Below are 20,176 nucleotides of genomic sequence, written 5' to 3'. Positions count from 1 at the left end.
GGTCAGGGGTGAAATAATGTTACAGAGTAAGGCAAATTGGAAATATACCGACATGGAGAAAGACCTATGGATGGACAAGACGATCGGCCAGTCCCAGGTAGTGCAGTCACTTTTGCTGCAGCGTGGAATTAATACAGCCGAGGCTGCGGCCAAATTTCTTTCCCCTGATCTGGCTGATTTACATAATCCGGCAACACTTGATTCGATTGATAAAGCTGGACGTAGAGTTCATCAAGCGATTGCCCGGCAGGAAAAAATTCTTATTTTTGGAGATTATGATGCAGATGGCGTCACCTCGACGGTCTTGCTTTTCAAAACCCTGAAGGAACTCGGGGCAAAGTGTAATTATTATATCCCCAACCGTTTCACCGAAGGCTATGGCCCGAATAAAGCGGCATTTAAGCAGGCATATGATGAGGAATTTCATTTAATTATTACGGTGGACACCGGTATTGCTGCCATCGAAGAAGCGGTATATGCCAGAGAGCTTGGCATTGATTTAATCATAACCGACCACCATGAAGTGCAGGAAGAGCTGCCGGATGCTTATGCGATCATCCACCCAAAATGCTCCCCGGATTATATGTTTCAGGAGCTTGCCGGGGTAGGGGTCGCCCTTAAATTCTCGCAGTATTTGCTGGGTGATTTCCCTGAACATCTGCTTCCGTTTACCGCGATCGGTACCATTGCTGACTTGGTGCCGCTTGTCGGAGAAAACCGCATCCTGGCATATCATGGACTTCGTGGATTAACCACTTCTCAAAATCCAGGAATTAATGCGTTGAAAAAGCTTTGCAATATTGGTGGAACCGTTACCGAGGAAGATGTCGGCTTTCTGATCGGACCACGGCTCAATGCGGTAGGAAGGTTGCAGGATGCGAGTCTTGCCGTTCAGTTGCTTTTGACCGAAGATGAGACGCAAGCGGAAGAGATGGCCCAAGAGGTGCAGCAGCTGAACATTCAGCGCCAGCAGATCGTTAGCCAAATTGTCAAAGAAGCAGAAACGATGATGGAAAACCCGGAGGAACAGGGTGTCATTATCGTGGCAAAAGAGGGCTGGAATGAAGGGGTGCTGGGCATTGTTGCCTCCAAGCTTGTCAGAAAATACGATCGTCCGGCGATCGTGCTTGCCAAAAGAGAATCCGGAGAAATGAAAGGCTCGGCCCGCAGCATACCCGCGTTTGATCTTTTTAAAAACTGCATGAAAATCCGTGATGCTTTTACGCATTTCGGCGGGCATTCCCAGGCTGCCGGCATGACTTTTCCGGCTGAAAACCTGAATAGGCTGCAGCAGGAATTGAACCGGATGATTTTTGAGGAATTAACCGAAGATGATTTCAAACAGGAAATTGCCATCAGCAAAAGCATCACCGTCGCTGAAATTAATGAACAGCTCATCAAAGAAATTGGTCTGTTGGCACCATTTGGGATGAATAACCCGAAGCCTATATTTGAAGTGAAAGCTGTGCCACATGAGGCAAGACAAATCGGTAGCAAAAAGAATCACCTCAAGCTCCACTTCAGGGAGCAAGATGCGGCGCTGGACGGGATTGGCTTTGGCATGGGAGAATCGCTCCCCTTCCTTTCCCCAAAAACCCCAGTCACTCTGGCGGGTGAGCTGGGGATTAATGAATGGAATGGCATACGAAAAGCTCAGCTGCTCATCCAGGATTTGAAAATTGACGAGTGGCAGCTGTTTGACCACAGGGGGAAAAAGAATGCAACCGTTCCAGTGGATAGCAGCCAGCGCAGCCTGACTGTCGGAATAGAGGCGAATCGTCTGCCGGACGCTGTTTCTGTTACATATGAAACAGACGTCAACGAAATCAGCGAAACAGACAGCCTGTATATTTTGGAACTGCCGGAAAATCCAGGCGACCTAATAAGGATTATTCAAGCAGCCAAACCCGTAAATATCCATGCCTGCTATTATGTGGAGGACAGTGTTTATTTAAAGGCCTTTCCTACACGCGCGGATTTCAAATGGTTTTATGCGCTTGTTGCAAAGAAAAGACAGCTGGACTTAAAGTCAGCACTGCCCTGGATCATGCAGACAAAAGGCTGGGATAAAGAGCGAATCGTATTCATGGCAAAAGTGTTTTTTGAACTTGGTTTTGTTAAAATAGATAATGGAGTCATTGAAAATATCGCGAAACCGTTGAAAAAAGATCTGGCAGACGCGGTTGTTTATCAGGAGCGGATCGCCAGGGCGGAGATAGAGAAGACATTATACTACTCAAATTACGAGGAACTAAAGCAGTGGTTTGCGGCATGTATGGACCATTTGCCGCGTCCCAAGGAGGAAGCAAGCTATGGATTATAAACAGTATGTTAAAATTGTACAGGATTGGCCAAAAGAGGGCATCCGGTTTAAAGATATTACCCCCTTAATGGATAATGGTAAAGCATTTAAATCGGCGGTGGATGATATCGTCGAATTTGCCAAAGAGAAGCAAATTGATATCGTCGTTGGTCCGGAGGCGCGGGGTTTTATTATCGGCTGCCCGGTTTCCTATGCATTGGAGGTCGGATTCGCCCCGGTTCGCAAGGAAGGCAAGCTGCCACGTGAAGTAATTAAAACAGAGTATGGACTGGAATACGGAAAAAACGTATTAACCATTCATAAAGATGCGATTAAGCCGGGGCAGCGTGTGCTGATTACGGATGACCTGCTGGCAACCGGCGGCACTATTGAGGCGACCATCAACCTGGTAGAAGAACTCGGCGGCGTGGTTGCAGGCTGTGCCTTTCTTATTGAACTGAGCTATCTGAATGGTTTGGACAAACTTGATGGCTATGACGTGATGACACTGATGAGCTATTAAACGAATTGAGGGAAGGTCTGATGATGGGAAGCAATATCGTCAGGCCTGTTCTTATATGAATGCAAGGGTTTCTTCTACAGTTATCGTGAAATTTCTGATAAGATGAGACATGCAGGATCATGCGATATTTAAACAGCGGGTAAAGGTGATTACATGGCAAAAGATGATTTGTTGACAATTGAAGATATTCTAAGCAGAGTCGGCCAGTTTTTGACGGATAATGAGGTCGCTTTTATTCGCAGGGCATACGAGTATGCAGAAGAAGCACATAAGGAGCAATATCGTAAATCCGGCGAGCCCTATATTATCCATCCTGTTCAGGTGGCCGGTATTCTGGTCGATTTGGGAATGGATTCGGAAACCATTGCCGGCGGGCTGCTGCATGATGTAATTGAAGATACCGATGTGACCTTCGAGCAATTGGAAGAGGCTTTTAATCATGAAGTTGCTATGCTCGTCGACGGGGTCACCAAGCTCGGGAAAATAAAATATAAATCCAAAGAACGACAGCAGGCGGAAAACCACCGGAAAATGTTTGTCGCCATGGCAAAAGATATCCGGGTAATTTTAATCAAGCTTGCCGACCGTCTGCATAATATGCGTACATTGAAACACCTCAGTCCGGAAAAACAGCGGCGTATTTCCAACGAGACGCTGGAAATTTTTGCACCGCTTGCGCACAGGCTGGGAATTTCCACCATCAAATGGGAACTCGAGGATACCGCATTAAGATATATGAACCCGCAGCAATATTACCGGATTGTCCAATTGATGAAGCAAAAACGCGAAGAACGCGAATCCTATATTGATGAAGTGATGCAGGAAGTCCGCTCACAGCTGAAAGAGGTTAATATTGAAGCAGAAATGTCAGGACGGCCAAAGCACTTGTACAGCATTTATCAGAAAATGGCCAAGCAAAACAAGCAATTTAACGAGATATATGACCTTCTGGCAGTAAGGATCATGGTCAACAGCATTAAAGACTGCTATGCGGTGCTTGGAATTATCCATACAAGCTGGAAGCCGATGCCTGGACGTTTTAAGGATTACATCGCCATGCCGAAGCAAAACCTGTACCAGTCCCTGCATACCACGGTTATCGGGCCAAAAGGCGATCCATTGGAGGTGCAGATCCGCACCAAAGAAATGCATGAAATTGCCGAGTATGGGATCGCAGCACATTGGGCGTATAAAGAAGGGCGGCAGCTGAGTAAGGGCCGGAAGTCATTTGAGGAGAAACTGACCTGGTTCCGGGAAATTCTGGAATGGCAGACAGAATCCTATGATGCCGAAGAGTTTATGGAATCACTGAAGGTGGATCTGTTTTCCGACATGGTCTACGTGTTCACACCTAAAGGGGATGTCATTGAACTGCCTTCTGGCTCGGTACCGCTGGATTTCGCGTATAAAATTCATACAGAAATCGGCAATAAAACCATCGGAGCCAAGGTGAATGGTAAGATGGAGCCGCTGGATTACAAGCTGAAAAACGGTGATATTGTTGATGTGATGACATCCAAGCATTCCTATGGGCCGTCACAGGACTGGCTGAAGATTACCCAGACGACCCAGGCCAAGAACAAAATTCGCCAGTTTTTCAAAAAACAGCTGAGAGAAGAAAACATTCACAAAGGGAAAGAGGCAGTAGACCGGGAGATTCGCGAGCTGGGCCTGACGCCGAAAGAAGTCCTGACACAGGAGAATCTGCAGCGTGTCCAAGAGAAATTCAATTTTTCCAATGAAGACGACATGTACGCGGCGGTCGGCTATCAGGGCATCACCGCAGCGATTATTGCCACCCGGCTGACCGATAAAATCCGCCAGACCCAGAAAAAAGAGCGGGATCTGGAACAGACAATTGAGGATGTTAATACAGACTTCAAAGGTAAAAAAACACCAAAAGGGGGCGCCGGTGTTCAAGTGGCCGGTGTGGACAACTTATTGGTGCGTCTGGCGAAATGCTGCAACCCTGTGCCAGGGGACCGGATTGTCGGCTATATTACAAAAGGCCGGGGAGTTACGGTGCACCGGGCAGACTGTCCGAATGTGCAGACAGATGAGGCACAGCAGCGTTTTCTTCATGTGGAATGGGAAAAAGACCGTTCCTCGCAGAAAAACTATCATGTGGATCTGGAAATTACCGGCTATGACCGCAGAGGACTTGTCAATGACGTACTGCAGGCCATCAATGAAACCAAGACAAACATCACCCATGTAAACGGGCGGTCTGACCGAAACAAGATGGCGGTGATCCAGATAACAATTCTGATTCACAATACCGGACATCTGCGGAAAATCGTGGAACGAATTAAGCAGATTAAAGAAGTATATACCGTAACAAGAACCGTGCAGTAAAGGAGCTAACTACCATGAGAGCAGTCATTCAGCGCGCAGTGGATGCCAGTGTCAGTGTCAACGGTGAGACGACTGGTGCAATTGAGAATGGGCTGGTCGTCCTCCTTGGCGTGACCCATGAGGATACAGAAGAAGATGCCGCTTATTTGGTAAATAAAATCGTGAATCTGCGCATATTTGAAGATGAAGCAGGCAAAATGAACCTTTCGCTGAAAGATGTTGGCGGGGACGTTCTGTCGGTTTCCCAGTTCACCTTATATGGCGACACCCAAAAGGGAAGAAGGCCGAGTTTCATAAAAGCGGCGAGGCCCGATCAGGCAAACAACCTGTACGAGCATTTTAATCAGCTCATCAGGGAGGAAAAAATTGCCGTAGAGACAGGGGTATTTGGAGAAATGATGGATGTCCGGCTGACCAACAGAGGGCCGGTCACCTTAATTATTGACAGTAAACAATGAAACCGGAGAGCTCACATGTGAGCTCTCCGGTTTCATTGTTCTGCAAAATATTTTCCAAGTCCATGGACGATCCCTTTAACGAGACGCTTCTGATAGGCGCTATTCTGCAGGAGTTCTTCTGCCTCCGGATTGGAAATGAATCCAAGTTCTAAGAGGGCAGAGGGTTTAAAAGACTGTCTGATGACCAGGTAGTCTCCATGACTGACCCCGCGGTTATCCGCATCGGTTTCCTTAATGATCTCGGTATGAATCTGCTCAGCGAGGGGCTGGTCTTGATCATGGTAATAAAAAGTTTCCACCCCGTTCACCTGCGGCAGATTTGGTGTGCTGTTGTAATGGATGCTGATAAAGGCGTCGGTGCCCATTGTGTTGGCATAGCTGGAACGTGCCGTAAGTGAAACATATTCATCCATTGGCCGAGTCAAAAGCACTTCCGCTCCCAGCATGGTCAGCTCCTGCTCCAGTGCCATTGCTGTTAAGTAGGCGATATCCTTTTCATACACCCCAGTGGCGCCAATTGCCCCTACATCGTGTCCGCCATGCCCTGCATCAATTACAATTGTCTTATTGGAAAAACCAGACGTTGTAGAGCGGGCGTCTTCTTCGACCAGCTCTTTCAGCACATATCCAGTCACCTCGTCTTTGGTTACTTCATACCAGTCGCCGATTTCAGCAGTGACCTGATAGCTCTCCCCTTTTTCAGCGAAATGAATAATTTCCCCATCAGTGGAGGGTTCGCTGCGCAAATGCGTGTTGTTCTCGGGGATGGTAACCGTTTTTTCGCTGATTTCTTCTCGTACTGTTTCAATTGTAATAAATTCAGTTGTGACCCAACCTGTACCTTCTGCCAGCTGAATTTCCACCCAATCGCCCTCTTGCTGGACAATCGGATAAACCTCATTCGAACTGGCTTGTCCAATTTGCTGATATTCGGTGCCCGGACCGCTGCGGATATTCAAGTTATCTTCGTTGATAACCGCTTCATTTGCATGTGCAGGTGCAGCAAACATAATCATTAGCACTACAGCAATAAAGAGTCCCAGTCCTGTTCTGATTAATTGCAAAGAAGTTCCTCCCCTATGTAATTCCTGTTCGTATTTTTAGGTGTTCCATGTTGTATTATCACAAAAAATTAAAAACTGTGACATAACTCCTGCCGCTACGGAAATACATTCCGCTTTCCGCGGGAAGCTGGTGAGCCCCCTTGTGCTATCGCACTTCGGTGTCTCACCTAGGCTTTTCTTCCCGCAGGAGTCTCCATGTATTTCCTTCGCTGGTGGTGTTGTTTTTTAAAATCAATTAATAGAAGCCTACATTGTTAATTGGAGCGAAGGGCAACCGCTTCCTACAAGCAGCAGTTTTCAGCGAGGAGACTGAAACCGTGTCCTAAGGTGCGCGGCTGCCCGCAGCGGAAGCCAACCACCAAAAGTAGATGTTGTTTTAAATTACCAAGTATTAAGTAACAAAGCACACCACTAGCGGAGGAAATACCCCGAGACTCCTGCGGGATGGTAAGCATAGGTGAGACCCCGCAGCGCGTCAGCGCGAGGAGGCTCACCAGCGCTCAGCAGGTGCGAGGGGTATTTCCGGAGCGGCGGGTAGTGTCGCATTTCCATCTAACGACTATCGCCTTACCAGTATAATAAAAATGGTGGAATTAGGCAAAGCTAATCCCAGATAAAGGAGGCCATAAAAGATGCGGACACCTGAAAAGCAGTGGAGAAGTTTTCAGACCATGGATGCTGATGGCGTGGATTTTCACCGGTTTATGGAACTGGATGGTCAAGCTAGCCATATGGAAATCGCCGAAGAACTCGGCATCAGTCTCGGTGAAGTGAAAATGCTGAAGAAAAAAATAGATCGTGCTTGACAACGATTGGCGGAAAGCTTAATATAATAGTCATTCAAGTGACGAAACTGAACGAATTTAAGACGAACCATGACGCAACAAATTAAATGAAATAAACCGGAGAAGGAAAGAGTAGTTGGATAACCGGCAGTACAGAGAGGAAATGGCATGGGCTGCAACCATTTCCACCGCCTGGACCGATGAAAGACATTCCTGAGGTGCTGTATCGAATTAACAGTAGGTACAGCCGTTTTGCAGGCGTTAACTGTGAAGAGCGGATGCGCAAAAAACGCATCAACCAGGGTGGCAACGCGGGTAAACTCCCGTCCCTTTTTTACAAGGGACGGGAGTTTTTTATATGCAGATCAGGTTTTCTCCATAAAAGCTTGACGATAAGCGGACGAAAAGCCGCGAATTCCAAAACGGGAATCACAGAATTCAACCAGTGAAGAGCAGGGGGTAATCAATATGAACATGAAAGCACCAAGAGGAACGGTAGATATTCTGCCGGAAGAAGCGGCAAAATGGCAGTATGTGGAACAGAAGATAAAAGAGATTTGCGACAGGTATCACTTTACGGAAATCCGCACACCGCTGTTTGAACACACGGAGGTTTTTCAGCGCGGAGTAGGTGATTCCACAGATATTGTGCAAAAGGAAATGTACACATTTAATGACAGAGGCGGAAGAAGCCTGACATTGCGGCCGGAGGGGACTGCTCCAGTAGTGCGCGCATTTGTCGAGAATAAACTATTCGGCCTGGCAAGTCAGCCGGTAAAACTGTATTATTTTGCGCAAATGTTCCGCTATGAACGGCCGCAAAAGGGACGAATGCGGCAGCTTAATCAGTTTGGCGTCGAGGTGCTTGGCAGCGCGGACCCGGCGGTGGATGCAGAGGTAATCGACTTGGCCATGACCGTTTACAAAGAGCTGGGCCTTACGTCTCTGAAACTGGTGATCAACTCCCTCGGTGATAAAGAGAGCAGGGAAAATCACCGGCAGGCGCTGGTTGATCATTTCACCCCTCATAAAGATGAGTTGTGCGAGGACTGCCAGGTGCGGCTTACACAGAACCCACTCAGGATCCTTGATTGCAAAAAAGACCGGAACCACCCCGCGATGCAGACAGCACCGTCGATTCTGGACTATTTAAACGAAGAGTCCCAGAATTATTTTAGTCAGGTCAAGGAGTACCTCGATCTGATGGAAATTGAATACGTGGTGGATAAAAACCTGGTGCGCGGCCTGGACTATTACAACCACACGGCATTTGAGATTATGAGTGAGGCGGAAGGATTCGGCGCGATCACGACATTGGCAGGAGGCGGCAGATATAATGGCCTCGCGGAAGAACTCGGCGGCCCGGACACCGCAGGAATCGGCTTTGGAATGGGACTTGAACGTCTTTTGATGGCACTGGAAGCGGAAAACAGGGAAATCCCGCTGAGCACTGAACTCGATTGTTATCTGGTGGCTGTCGGTGAGCAGGCAGAGAAGGAAGCAGTGCGGCTCATTCATCAGCTGCGGGGAGCAGGAATCCAGGCGGATAAGGATTACACCGGCCGGAAAATGAAGGCACAGTTTAAAGCGGCCGACCGTCATCAAGCGAAATATGTGCTTGTTTTAGGTGAAAATGAACTGGAAAACAACGTAATCAGCGTCAAAAACATGCAATCCGGTGAGCAAACCGAGGTTGCTTTGTCGGATCTGAAAGCATACATGCAGGAAAAGCTATTGGGAGGACTGGAAAATGAATGAACGCACATTAGCAGGAACGTTACGGCCGGAGAATATCGGAGAAACCGTGCTGTTAAAAGGATGGGTGCAGAAGCGCCGGGATCTGGGCGGCCTGATCTTTATCGATTTCCGCGATAAGTCCGGCATCGTGCAGGTCGTGTTTAATCCGGATAATTCCAAGGAGGCACTAGCGATCGCAGAAACCATCCGTTCGGAATATGTCGTTGAAATTAAAGGTGAAGTCGTGCAACGGGATGAATCGACGATCAATCCATTGATGGAGACTGGCACCATCGAGGTGATGGCAAGCTTCCTGAAAGTGATCAACAAATCCAAGACACCGCCATTTTTGATTCAGGATGAAACGGATGTGGCGGAAGACCTGCGGCTGAAATATCGCTATATTGACCTGCGCAGAAAACCGCTCCAGCAAACATTTAAACTCCGCCATCAGACAACCCAGACTATCCGCAGCTTCTTAAATGAAGAAGGGTTTCTGGAGATGGAAACACCGATGCTGACAAAAAGCACACCGGAGGGAGCACGTGATTATCTCGTACCAAGCCGTGTGCACCCTGGTGAATTTTATGCCCTGCCGCAATCGCCGCAGTTGTTTAAACAGCTGATCATGATGGGCGGGTTTGAAAAGTACTACCAGATTGCCCGGTGTTTCCGGGACGAGGATCTCCGGGCAGACCGGCAGCCGGAGTTCACGCAAATTGATATTGAAACCTCCTTCCTTTCCGAGGAAGAAATTATGGAAATGACCGAACGAATGATGCAGAACGTCATGAAGCAGGTAAAAAATATGGATATTTCCCTGCCGCTGGAGCGGATGTCCTATGATGAGGCAATGCGGCGTTTTGGCTCGGATAAGCCGGACACCAGGTTTGGTTTGGAATTGAAAGATGTATCAGATGTTTTGGCAAACTCAACATTTAAGGTATTCGAAGGGGCACTGGAGAACGGCGGCCAGGTGAATTTGCTGAATGTTAAGGGGCAGGCTGCCAATTATTCGCGCAAAGACATCGATAAACTGACGGACTATGTAAAAATTTATGGTGCAAAAGGGCTGGCATGGCTGAAGCTGGAAGAAGGCGAAATGAAAGGACCGATTGCCAAGTTTTTGACCGATGAAGAGAAAACGGGAATTAAAGAGCGTGCAGAAGCAGCCGACGGAGATCTCTTGCTGTTCGCTGCAGATAAATCATCGGTTGTTTATGACAGTTTAGGCGCTCTGCGGCTGAAACTTGGCGCGGAACTTGATCTGATAGATCATACGAAATTTAATTTTCTCTGGGTTACTGACTGGCCACTACTCGAGTATGATGAGGAGCTGGGTCGTTATTTCGCTGCCCATCATCCGTTCACTTCCCCTGTGGAAAGTGATATCGATAAAATTCTGGAAGATCCAGGCAGTGTCAGAGCAAACGCCTATGATCTTGTCCTAAATGGATACGAACTGGGTGGAGGTTCCATAAGAATTCATCAAAAAGAATTGCAACAGCAGATGTTTCAGGTTCTTGGCTTCGGGGAAGAAGAAGCACAGGAACAATTCGGTTTCCTTATGCAGGCGCTGGAATACGGCGCTCCGCCGCATGGTGGCGTCGCATTGGGACTGGATCGGATCGTTATGCTGCTGGCAGGGCGATCCAATCTGCGGGATGCGATCCTTTTCCCGAAAACCGCTTCCGCAAACGATTTATTAACAGATGCACCTAATGAAGTAACAGACGGACAGTTGAATGAATTGCATATTCAGCGAGCCCGTAAAAATGACTAACTTGCTGGAATGATAGCAAATTGTTATATTCGTTACAAAGCTGTTATGTGAAAAGGAATTGTCAAAGCAGTGTATCTATGTTAAGATAAATTTACAATCAGTTAGGGAATCCATCCTGATGTGTACGTCTATTAAAAGTCATTTGACCGAACACCTATATATTTGGGAGCTCGAATTGGTTTTCATGTTGCGTGCAGGCCCTCATGGGAAGCGCAATAAACATGAAACAGAGCACCCACCTGCCTGAAGCGGGATCAAAACTTAACGTAGACGGCACGATCGGGATGGATTTTCATACATATAAAAACGGACGCTGAGATATTCTCAGTGTCCGTTTTTTGTTGTCTAGGAAAATCATAATTCTTTAGACCCAATGGGCATTCAATGACAAAATGTGCCACGGCCAGCTCCAGCGCCCAGCGACTAGTGGACTTCCCTCACCTCCGTACGATAAGTCAACATCGGCTCCCTCCGGTCGCCGTGTTTCCTTTATCTCCTCCGAAAGAATGATCAGCTAAATTCGCCGCTTTGCGCGGCAACGCTGATCCACCCCGCATGGCGGGGCGCAGTCCATACGTCGCTAAACGGGCGCTTCCGCTTTTGATCTTATTGACTGCCGCTCTGGGCGACTTGCTGCAGGTTGCCGTTTTTGTCCATACGGAACGCCGGGGCAGGAAGTGATCCCTTGTCATCCAGCACGGTCATCTTCCTAGCTCTGTCCATGATCGTCATGAACACCTGGTAATCTTCCTGAATGGACTCGAGCTTTGTTTCGGTTCGTTTCAGCTGCTTTTCCAGGTCACTCACCTGGTCTTGCAAATTTGTATTTTCCTGCTGCAACTGCTCCACGTGAGCAATTGATTGATTGGAAGCATGATAGTCTTTTTTCACTTGCCTTAGGTAGCGGATCACCATATCCATTGTCATGGCTGGCTCTTGATGTTGTTCCGGCTGTTCCTCAGGCTGTTCAATGTGAATCTCCGGTGTTTCCTTTTCTTCTGCTTCCGTATCGGAAGGGAGGGCAATTACCGGTTGACGCTGTTTCGGCGAGTTTGCCGCCATGGCGCGTTTTTTCTCTTTGCGCTGCCGTTTTGCCAGATCAATAGCATTATCATATTTCATCCGGACTTCCGCGTTCCAGCGGAAGCCGCAAGCCGCAGACGTGCGGTTCAGTTTATCCCCGACCTCATCAAATGCATTTAATTGTGTGCTGCCTTCACGTATGTGACGCAGAACGGTTTCAGCAAGTAATAAATCATCTTCATGAGACCAGGCATCCTGTCTGACTTTGACCATCTTTTAGTCAACTCCTTTTTTCGAATAACAACTACATAGATTGCTTGTTTTCTATTCATTGTTACCGTAAAAAAAGGAATTATACATAGCCTGGAAGGAAAAGTTCCAAAGTCCTATTTGCACGTCAAATCCCTCATGTTATTGTTTCTTCCTGTCCTCTTGGATTTTTTCGTGAACCTGTTTGATTGCCTGTTCAAATTTGCCGGATTCTTTTGGCTTGTAGTAGTGTTTGTTTTTTATAGAATCTGGCAGATACTGCTGATTCACCCAGCCGCCCGTGTAGCTGTGCGGGTATTTGTAGTCAATTCCCCGTCCTAATCTTTTCGCTCCCTGATAATGTGCATCCTTTAAGTGATCGGGAACTTCCCCGCCCTTTCCGCTGCGAATATCGGCCAATGCCGCATCCAGCCCGGAATAGGCGGTATTGGATTTTGGCGACAGGGCGAGCTCGACAATCGCCACGGCAAGCGGGATTCGGGCTTCGGGAAAACCGATTCGTTCGGCAGCTTGTACAGCTGCGATTGCATGCGGGCCGGCCTGCGGGTTTGCCAGGCCAATATCTTCATAAGCAGTGACGATCATCCTTCGGGCAATACTGTCCAGATCCCCAGCCTCAATCAGCCGGCCCAGATAATGCAGGGCAGCATCTGCATCACTGCCGCGGATCGATTTTTGAAAAGCTGACAATACATCATAATGTGCATCGCCGTCCTTGTCATGGGAAAAGCTTTTCTTCTGCATGCATTCTTCTGCTGTGTCCAGGTCGATATAAATTTCGCCTTGTTCATTTTTCGGGGTGGAGGAAGCGGCGAGTTCCAGGCCGTTCAGTGCTGCACGCATATCCCCATTGGCACTGAAAGCAAAATGTTCCAGCGCATCGTCGGTGATGATGACTTGGTCCTTGCCGAGTCCTTTTGTTTCATCTGACGCAGCACGTCTCAGTGCTGTCTTCATATGTTCGGGTGTCAGCGGATGCAGTTCAAATAAATGACAGCGGCTGCGAATCGCCGGGTTGATTGAATGATACGGATTGCTGGTCGTACAGCCAATCAGTGTGAGCAGGTTGCTTTCCAGGTGGGGCAGCAAAAAATCCTGCTTCGCCTTATCCAAACGATGCACCTCATCGAGAACGAGCACAGCCTGCCCGGTCATTTTCGCTTCCTCGACAACGATTTCCATATCTTTTTTCTTATCCGCTACGGCGTTAAGCATTTTTACCGGCAGATCAAGACTTTTCGCCAGAGCTATGGCCATCGATGTTTTCCCGGTTCCGGGTGGCCCGAAAAGAATCATCGAAGCAAGGCGCTCAGCCTGGACCATGCGGTTAATTATTTTTCCTTCGCTTACAAGATGCTCCTGGCCGATAATTTCATCAATATGGAAGGGTCTCATACGAAAAGCAAGCGGTTGTTGAGTCATTGGGTATCTTCCTTTGCATGAAAAATTTATAAATAAGTCTATACTGAACAGATGTTTCCCTTTTCTTCTCAAGCGTAATAGTAATACGCATAAAATGCAAGAGGGTTGCCATCCATGGTATAATAGCTTGTATTGACTAGAAGGATATAAAGGAAGGCCTATATATAGAATTAAAGGAATAACCGAGGTGCAGGAATATGAAGATTTCAACCAAAGGAAAATATGGCTTGACCATTATGATTGATTTGGCGAAAAAATTCGGGGAAGGTCCGATATCGCTGAAGCAGATAGCACGGGATAATGATTTATCCGAACATTATTTGGAGCAGCTTGCTTCACCGTTGCGCAACGCAGGTTTGGTTAAGAGCGTCCGCGGTGCGTACGGCGGCTATGTTCTGGCGCGTGATCCGGGAGAGATTACAGCTGGCGATATTATTCGCGTGCTGGAAGGACCGATTACCCCTGTGGAAGGAATCGAAAACGAGGAACCTGCCAAGCAGGCCTTATGGAGACGAATTCGCGATGCAGTAAAAGACGTGCTCGATACCACCACACTGGAGGATTTAAGCAAACACAACGATGACGAACCGCAGGAAGCGTATATGTTTTATATTTAGGTTGCGCAGTTGATGGGAAATACGACTCAAGCTACACTTTACTGATGCGGAAACATTCGACAGAGTGCTCGTTGATTTTCGCTCCGGGCATCCGCTTTCCGCGGGCACGGCTTCAGCCTCCTCGGAAGAAAACCGCTTCCTGCTCAGGTCTAGACTCGTGCTTTTCCCGCAGGAGTCGGATGCCCTCCGCTCCAATCAACCATCTACAAAGCGAGTATCTGTGGTTTAATTTAACAAAGCACACTGTTAGCGGAGGAAATACCCGGAGACTCCTGCGGGAAGAAAAGCCTAGGCGAGACTCCGCAGTGCGCCAGCACAAGGAGGCTCGGCAGCTTCCCGCGGAAAGCGAGGGGTATTTCCGTAGCGGCAGGCGTTACGTCACAGTTTATGTATTTTGTTATAAAAAACGAATTCGTCCCTAATTCAACAGCCAGAAGCAACGGAAAAGATTTTACACGGAAGGAAGAAACAAGCATGGAAGCAATTTATCTGGATCATGCCGCAACGACGCCAATGGATCCGCGGGTGCTTGAGGCAATGCAGCCGGTTTATCAGGAGGTGTTCGGCAATCCCTCCAGTGTTCATTCATTTGGCAGAAAAGCACGGCAGTGGCTAGACGCGGCAAGGCGTGTGATGGCCGGGAGCATCGGAGCAAATGAAAAGGAAATTATTTTCACCAGCGGCGGTACGGAAGCCGACAACCTTGCTCTGATCGGTACAGCAATGGCCAATCGCGACAAAGGAAACCATATTATCACAACCGTACAGGAACACCACGCTACGCTTCATACAGCAGAATACCTGGAAACGCAGGGATTCAAAGTGACGTTTTTGCCAGTCGATGAAAGCGGCAGTGTCAAGGTGGAGCACCTCGAACAGGCACTGCGGGATGATACGATTCTTGTCTCTGTTATGTATGTAAATAACGAGACTGGTGTAGTGCAGCCAATTGCCGAAATCGGTGCTGTGCTTCGTGACCATCAGGCGTATTTCCACACCGATGCCGTGCAGGCTTTCGGTTTATTGGATCTGGACGTGACAGAGCTTGGAGTGGATATGCTGACGGTTTCTTCCCATAAAATTAATGGGCCCAAAGGCATTGGCTTTTTGTATGCTGCAGATCATGTGAAACTGCAAGCATTGCAGTTCGGCGGGGAACAGGAAAGAAAACGGCGTCCCGGCACAGAAAATGTTCCAGGCGCTGTTGGTTTTCAAAAAGCAGTAGAGTTGGCACAAAAGAATAAAGAAGCCAATCAGAAGCGCTATCAGCATTTTCGTCAGCTGTTTCTGGATGAATTGCGAAATGAAAACATCCGTTTTGACGTAAATGGGGAGGAGACAGCTACGGTGCCTTCCATTGTCAATCTCAGTTTTCCAGGCACCAATGTGGAAACATTACTGATGAATTTCGACCTGGACGGGGTTGCTGCATCAAGCGGAAGTGCCTGTACGGCAGGCTCCGTGGAACCTTCTCATGTACTCTCAGCAATGTTCGGCAGTGACCATGCCTGCACCACGAATTCGATCCGCTTCAGCTTTGGCTCGTACAACACAGAAGAAAATGTCACTGAGGCTGCTTGGCGGGTGGCCCGGATTGTCAAACGTTTAACGGAAAGATAAAAAGAGGTGAAACAAATGAAAGACAACAAAGATACGCGGGTTGTAGTTGGAATGAGCGGTGGGGTTGATTCCTCAGTTGCCGCCCTTTTGCTGAAGGAACAGGGCTATGACGTTGTCGGGATCTTCATGAAAAACTGGGACGATACCGATGAATTCGGTGTCTGCACAGCTACAGAGGATTTTGATGATGTAGTCCGTGTCTGCAATCAGCTGGACATTCCCTATTACTCGGTTAATTTTGAAAAACAGTACTGGGATAAGGTATTTACTTATTTCCTTGATGAATATAAAGCAGGACGCACACCCAACCCGGATGTGATATGTAATAAAGAAATCAAATTCAAGGCTTTTATGGACCATGCCATGTCACTTGGCGCGGATTACCTGGCAACCGGGCATTATGCACAGGTAAAAGAAGAAGACGGCCGTTATTACATGCTGCGCGGGGCGGACGACAATAAAGATCAGACGTATTTTCTGAACCAGCTTTCTGAAGAGGTGCTGGAAAAAGTCATGTTCCCGCTGGGGCATTTGGAAAAACCAAAAGTCCGGGAAATGGCCAAAAAGCACGATCTTGTCACAGCTGCAAAGAAAGACTCAACCGGCATCTGCTTTATCGGGGAGCGCAATTTCAAAGAATTCCTCAGTGAATACCTGCCGGCCCAGCCGGGAGAAATGCAAACCATGAACGGGACGGTAAAAGGACGTCATGACGGGCTGATGTATTACACACTTGGTCAACGTCAGGGACTCGGGATCGGCGGTGCGGGAGATCCGTGGTTCGTTGTAGGTAAAGATCTGAAAAAGAATGTACTCTACGTCGAGCAGGGGTTTGCCAATGAAAAACTGTACTCAGATGGTTTGATTGCGACCGATGTAAACTGGATTCACCCTGAGCAAATAACAGATCAATTCACTTGTACGGCCAAATTCCGCTACCGGCAAAAAAACAGCAATGTTACAGTGACTAAAATGGAAGATGGTAAAGCACGAGTGGATTTTGCCAATATGGAACGGGCGGTCACACCGGGACAAGCGGTTGTTTTCTATGATGGGGATGTCTGCCTCGGCGGCGGTACGATTGATGAAATCATCAAAAATAATCGTGCCCTTGACTATGTCGGGTAAATTGCTTATCATAGCTCGCTCCGGCATAAGCTTTAAAAAAACCGCTGATAAGGAGTTATTCCATGGACAAAAACCAACAGGCGATTCAATATATGAAGGAAAATAAATGGGAAGAAGCGGCCAAGCTGTTTAATGAAGTCATTGAAGAGCAACCGGATGATCCGATCGGGTTTGTGAATTTCGGCAATTTGCTGCTGCATATGAAGGACTACCCGCATGCTGAGCGCTTTTTTAAAAGAGCCGTGGAACTGGATGCCCATGCGGCTACTGCTTATTATGGACTGGGGAATATTTACTTTGAACAGTCACTATATCCGAAGGCCCAGGAAAATTTTCAACAGGCAATCGATCTGGGTCTGGAAGAAAGTGATGTATATTTCATGCTCGGTATGACATTTCAAATGCAGGAACATGACAAACTGGCATTGCCATATTTGCTGCGGGCATCCGAACTGGCTCCGGAAGATGAAGAAGTTCTGTTCCAGTATGGCCTCGCCCTAGCACAGACCGACCATGTCTCCGATGCCGAACCTGTATTCCGGCAGGTGCTGAAAATAAATTCACAGCATCCGGATGCCCATTACAATCTTGGCGTTATCGCACTTTTAGGCGGAGAGCCTGATGAAGCGCTTCGTCATTTTGAAGAGGCACTGCAGGCGCAGCCGGAGCATGTGCTGGCTACCAATGGAAAGAAAAATGCAGAAAAATTGCTGAACGAATAAAAATAAGCGGGGTTGTTGCGGATGGACAGAGACGTGGCGACAGAGACGGCAAAAGGATATATCAAGGGAGAGCTCCTTTTTACCATATTCCGCAATGAGGCGGAGCATTTTTCCATTGCCAAATTGAAGGTGCTGGAGACGAACGAGGATTTCCGGGAAAAAGAAATTGTTGCCAAAGGCTATTTCTCCGGTCTTCAGGAACAAACCCCTTATTTCTTTTACGGCACACTGGAGCGGCATGTGAAATTTGGCACACAATACAAAGTGGACAGCTATCAGACGTTTATTCCGAGTACCCGGGATGGACTTATTGCCTATCTTTCCAGTGATTTGTTTTATGGTGTTGGCGAAAAGACCGCCAGACGGATTGTCGAACATCTTGGTGAAACAGCAATTAGCAAGATACTTGATGACAAGAAGGCACTGAAGCAAGTGCCGGGGATCAAACAGGAAACGGCGGACAAGCTTGCAAAACACCTCCAGGAAAATCAGGGGTTTGAGCATGTCGCCGTTTATTTGTCGAAATATGGGATCGGCTTGAAGATGGCACAGAAGATTTATGAACAGTACAAAGAGGAAGCAGTGAATGTGCTGCAGGAAGATCCGTACCAATGTGTGTTTGATATTGAAGGGTTTGGTTTTCAGACGGCCGACGGGATTGCCAAACAGCACGGCATTTCAGCCGATCACCCGAGCCGCATCGGCGCAGGGTGTATTTATGTGCTGCAAGAGAGCATCCAGGAAGGGCATGTGTTTTTGCCATTGAACGTATGCACTGGGAGGATGCTGAAATTACTTTCCGCCAACTCCCTCACGGAAAAAATCATATTGGAAGAACTGCAGAACCTAAACAAGCAGAAGAAGGTCATTATTCAAGAGACTCGTGTTTATCTCCCTTCCCTCTATTATGCAGAGGACGGTTTTTCAAGCCATGTTAAGCGGATTCTCGAAAAGTCAGTGGAACAAACAACGACACTTGCGGATCTGATGAAAATCACCGGGGATATTGAAGAAACCGAAGTGCTCAGCTATGGCAAGGAGCAGTTTGAAGCGATCAAACAGTCACTGGAATCCAAGGCAATGATCGTCACCGGCGGGCCTGGCACAGGTAAAACCACGGTCATCAAAGGAATTATCCATGCCTATGCAGCGATTCATGAACTGTCGCTTGACCCGGAGGACTATGACAAGAAAAGCGATTACCCGTTCATTCTTGCTGCTCCCACCGGCAGGGCGGCCAAACGGCTGAACGAATCCACCGGGCTGCCTGCCTCGACGATCCACCGGCTGCTCGGCTGGGATGGCAGGGAGGGATTTGAGAAAAATGAAAATGAGCGGCTGTCAGGCAAGTTTCTGATTGTCGATGAATTTTCCATGGTCGATATTTGGCTGGCTAACTCTCTTTTTAAAGCAATTCCTGACGAGATGCAGGTGCTTTTGGTCGGGGATGAGGATCAGCTGCCATCCGTCGGTCCAGGCCAGGTGCTTTCCGATTTACTGGGCAGTGAAGCTATTCCGCTTGTTCGGCTGCATGAAGTATACCGGCAGAAAGAGGGCTCGAAAATTATTCAGCTTGCCCATGAGATCAAAAACGATCAGGACGTCACACTTTCCAATGCCAAAGATTTCAGCTTTATTCCCTGTTATGAGCCGCAGATGCTGAATGTCATTATGACTATTTTCAAAAAGGCGAAAGAGAAAGGTATTGATGTTAAAGATATTCAAGTGCTTGCCCCGATGTACCGCTCCCAAGCCGGAATTAACCAAATTAATCAGGAATTGCAGCAGCTGATCAATCCAAAGACCCCGAATAAGCGGGAGATCCGGACAAATGACGCAGTATACCGTGTCGGTGACAAAGTACTGCAGCTTGTCAATCAGCCGGAAAACGCAGTATACAATGGAGATATCGGCGAAGTGGCAGCGATATTCCGGGAAGAGGAAAACACGGAAAATGTGGAACAGCTGGTGATTCAGTTCGAGGACAAAGAAGTGGTTTACGAACGGAAAGATTATGTTAATATCACCCATGCCTATTGCATCTCGATCCATAAATCGCAAGGGTCGGAGTTTCCAATCGTCCTTATGCCGGTCGTGTCCGGCTATCATCGCATGCTCCGCAAAAACCTGCTTTATACGGCAATTACCAGAAGCAAGGAGTCGTTGATTATTTGCGGAGAAGAAGCAGCCTTTAAGCGCGGAATTCAAACAGTTGATACCAACAGGCGCAACACAGCACTCCAGGAGCAGCTAAGAATGAAACTGCAAAATAAGGAATTGTCTGCAGATGAGAAAAATGAAGAAGACATTAGCCCTTATGATTTCATGTGAAAAGGTATATTTTATGCCATTTCGGGCGACCATAGC

The 20,176-nt window shown here is 47.7% G+C and carries 15 protein-coding genes, 1 other RNA gene and 1 other annotated feature; of the genes, 13 read left to right on the top strand and 3 right to left on the bottom strand.

Features of this window, described 5'->3' with window-relative positions; all coding sequences use genetic code 11:
- The first annotated feature begins 16 nt into the window (after positions 1-16).
- From recJ to dtd, 4 genes are all read left to right on the top strand, one after another.
- Positions 17-2,323, top strand: a complete 2,307-nt coding sequence (gene recJ, locus CEG13_RS10925) for a single-stranded-DNA-specific exonuclease RecJ (protein WP_100011923.1) — start codon at positions 17-19, stop codon at positions 2,321-2,323.
- Positions 2,313-2,825 (top strand): adenine phosphoribosyltransferase, encoded by a 513-nt coding sequence (locus CEG13_RS10920; protein ID WP_100011922.1) that lies wholly within the window; start codon positions 2,313-2,315, stop codon positions 2,823-2,825. The genes recJ and CEG13_RS10920 overlap by 11 nt, the downstream gene beginning before the upstream one ends.
- A gap of 153 nt (positions 2,826-2,978) precedes the next feature.
- Positions 2,979-5,180, top strand: a complete 2,202-nt coding sequence (locus CEG13_RS10915) for a RelA/SpoT family protein (protein ID WP_100011921.1) — start codon at positions 2,979-2,981, stop codon at positions 5,178-5,180.
- A 14-nt stretch (positions 5,181-5,194) separates the two neighbouring features.
- Positions 5,195-5,638 carry a D-aminoacyl-tRNA deacylase gene (gene dtd, locus CEG13_RS10910; RefSeq protein ID WP_100011920.1) on the top strand — a complete coding sequence of 148 codons (444 nt, stop codon included), beginning with the start codon at positions 5,195-5,197 and terminating at the stop codon, positions 5,636-5,638.
- A gap of 32 nt (positions 5,639-5,670) precedes the next feature.
- Here the strand turns inward: dtd and CEG13_RS10905 are convergent, their stop codons facing one another.
- Positions 5,671-6,702 (bottom strand): N-acetylmuramoyl-L-alanine amidase family protein, encoded by a 1,032-nt coding sequence (locus CEG13_RS10905; RefSeq protein ID WP_239984626.1) that lies wholly within the window; start codon positions 6,700-6,702, stop codon positions 5,671-5,673.
- A gap of 632 nt (positions 6,703-7,334) precedes the next feature.
- Between CEG13_RS10905 and CEG13_RS18915 the strand changes: the two genes are divergently transcribed.
- The 4 genes from CEG13_RS18915 to ssrS all read left to right on the top strand — a co-directional run bounded on the left by CEG13_RS18915 (position 7,335) and on the right by ssrS (position 11,297).
- Positions 7,335-7,508 (top strand): hypothetical protein, encoded by a 174-nt coding sequence (locus tag CEG13_RS18915; RefSeq protein WP_192869543.1) that lies wholly within the window; start codon positions 7,335-7,337, stop codon positions 7,506-7,508.
- A 90-nt stretch (positions 7,509-7,598) separates the two neighbouring features.
- Positions 7,599-7,821: a binding site (T-box leader), on the top strand.
- Between the two features lie 134 nt (positions 7,822-7,955).
- The gene (hisS, locus tag CEG13_RS10900; protein ID WP_100011919.1) at positions 7,956-9,245 is read left to right on the top strand and encodes a histidine--tRNA ligase; all 1,290 of its coding nucleotides are present in this window, start codon (positions 7,956-7,958) and stop codon (positions 9,243-9,245) included.
- Positions 9,238-11,007 (top strand): aspartate--tRNA ligase, encoded by a 1,770-nt coding sequence (aspS, locus tag CEG13_RS10895; protein ID WP_100011918.1) that lies wholly within the window; start codon positions 9,238-9,240, stop codon positions 11,005-11,007. Before hisS ends, aspS begins: the two co-directional genes overlap by 8 nt.
- A 109-nt stretch (positions 11,008-11,116) precedes the next feature.
- A non-coding RNA gene (gene ssrS, locus CEG13_RS10890) (6S RNA) lies at positions 11,117-11,297 on the top strand.
- Between the two features lie 316 nt (positions 11,298-11,613).
- Here the strand turns inward: ssrS and CEG13_RS10885 are convergent.
- Together CEG13_RS10885 and CEG13_RS10880 are read right to left on the bottom strand one after the other, a co-directional pair.
- The gene (locus tag CEG13_RS10885; RefSeq protein ID WP_100011917.1) at positions 11,614-12,303 is read right to left on the bottom strand and encodes an RsfA family transcriptional regulator; all 690 of its coding nucleotides are present in this window, start codon (positions 12,301-12,303) and stop codon (positions 11,614-11,616) included.
- A gap of 138 nt (positions 12,304-12,441) precedes the next feature.
- Positions 12,442-13,722, bottom strand: a complete 1,281-nt coding sequence (locus tag CEG13_RS10880) for a replication-associated recombination protein A (protein WP_100011916.1) — start codon at positions 13,720-13,722, stop codon at positions 12,442-12,444.
- Positions 13,723-13,919: 197 nt separating this feature from the next.
- Here CEG13_RS10880 and cymR point away from each other — a divergent pair, with 197 nt between their 5' ends.
- The 5 genes from cymR (at position 13,920) to recD2 (ending at position 20,140) form a co-directional block, all read left to right on the top strand.
- A complete protein-coding gene (gene cymR, locus CEG13_RS10875; protein WP_100011915.1) occupies positions 13,920-14,339 on the top strand; it encodes a cysteine metabolism transcriptional regulator CymR in 420 nt (139 codons plus the stop codon).
- 474 nt (positions 14,340-14,813) lie between these two features.
- A complete protein-coding gene (locus tag CEG13_RS10870) occupies positions 14,814-15,959 on the top strand; it encodes a cysteine desulfurase family protein (protein ID WP_100012164.1) in 1,146 nt (381 codons plus the stop codon).
- 15 nt (positions 15,960-15,974) lie between these two features.
- Positions 15,975-17,087: a tRNA 2-thiouridine(34) synthase MnmA gene (gene mnmA, locus CEG13_RS10865; protein WP_100011914.1), complete on the top strand. Its 1,113-nt coding sequence runs from the start codon at positions 15,975-15,977 to the stop codon at positions 17,085-17,087.
- A gap of 62 nt (positions 17,088-17,149) precedes the next feature.
- Positions 17,150-17,809, top strand: coding sequence for a tetratricopeptide repeat protein (locus CEG13_RS10860; RefSeq protein WP_100011913.1), 660 nt, complete (start codon positions 17,150-17,152; stop codon positions 17,807-17,809).
- A gap of 21 nt (positions 17,810-17,830) precedes the next feature.
- On the top strand, positions 17,831-20,140 hold the full coding sequence (gene recD2, locus CEG13_RS10855) for an SF1B family DNA helicase RecD2 (protein ID WP_100011912.1): 2,310 nt from the start codon (positions 17,831-17,833) through the stop codon (positions 20,138-20,140).
- Positions 20,141-20,176: the final 36 nt, after the last annotated feature.

This window comes from Lentibacillus sediminis (genome assembly GCF_002763455.1).
GTDB classification, from domain to species: domain Bacteria; phylum Bacillota; class Bacilli; order Bacillales; family Amphibacillaceae; genus Lentibacillus_D; species Lentibacillus_D sediminis_A.
Note: the sequence above shows the minus strand (reverse complement) of the source record. Positions and strands in the feature narration are given on the sequence as shown.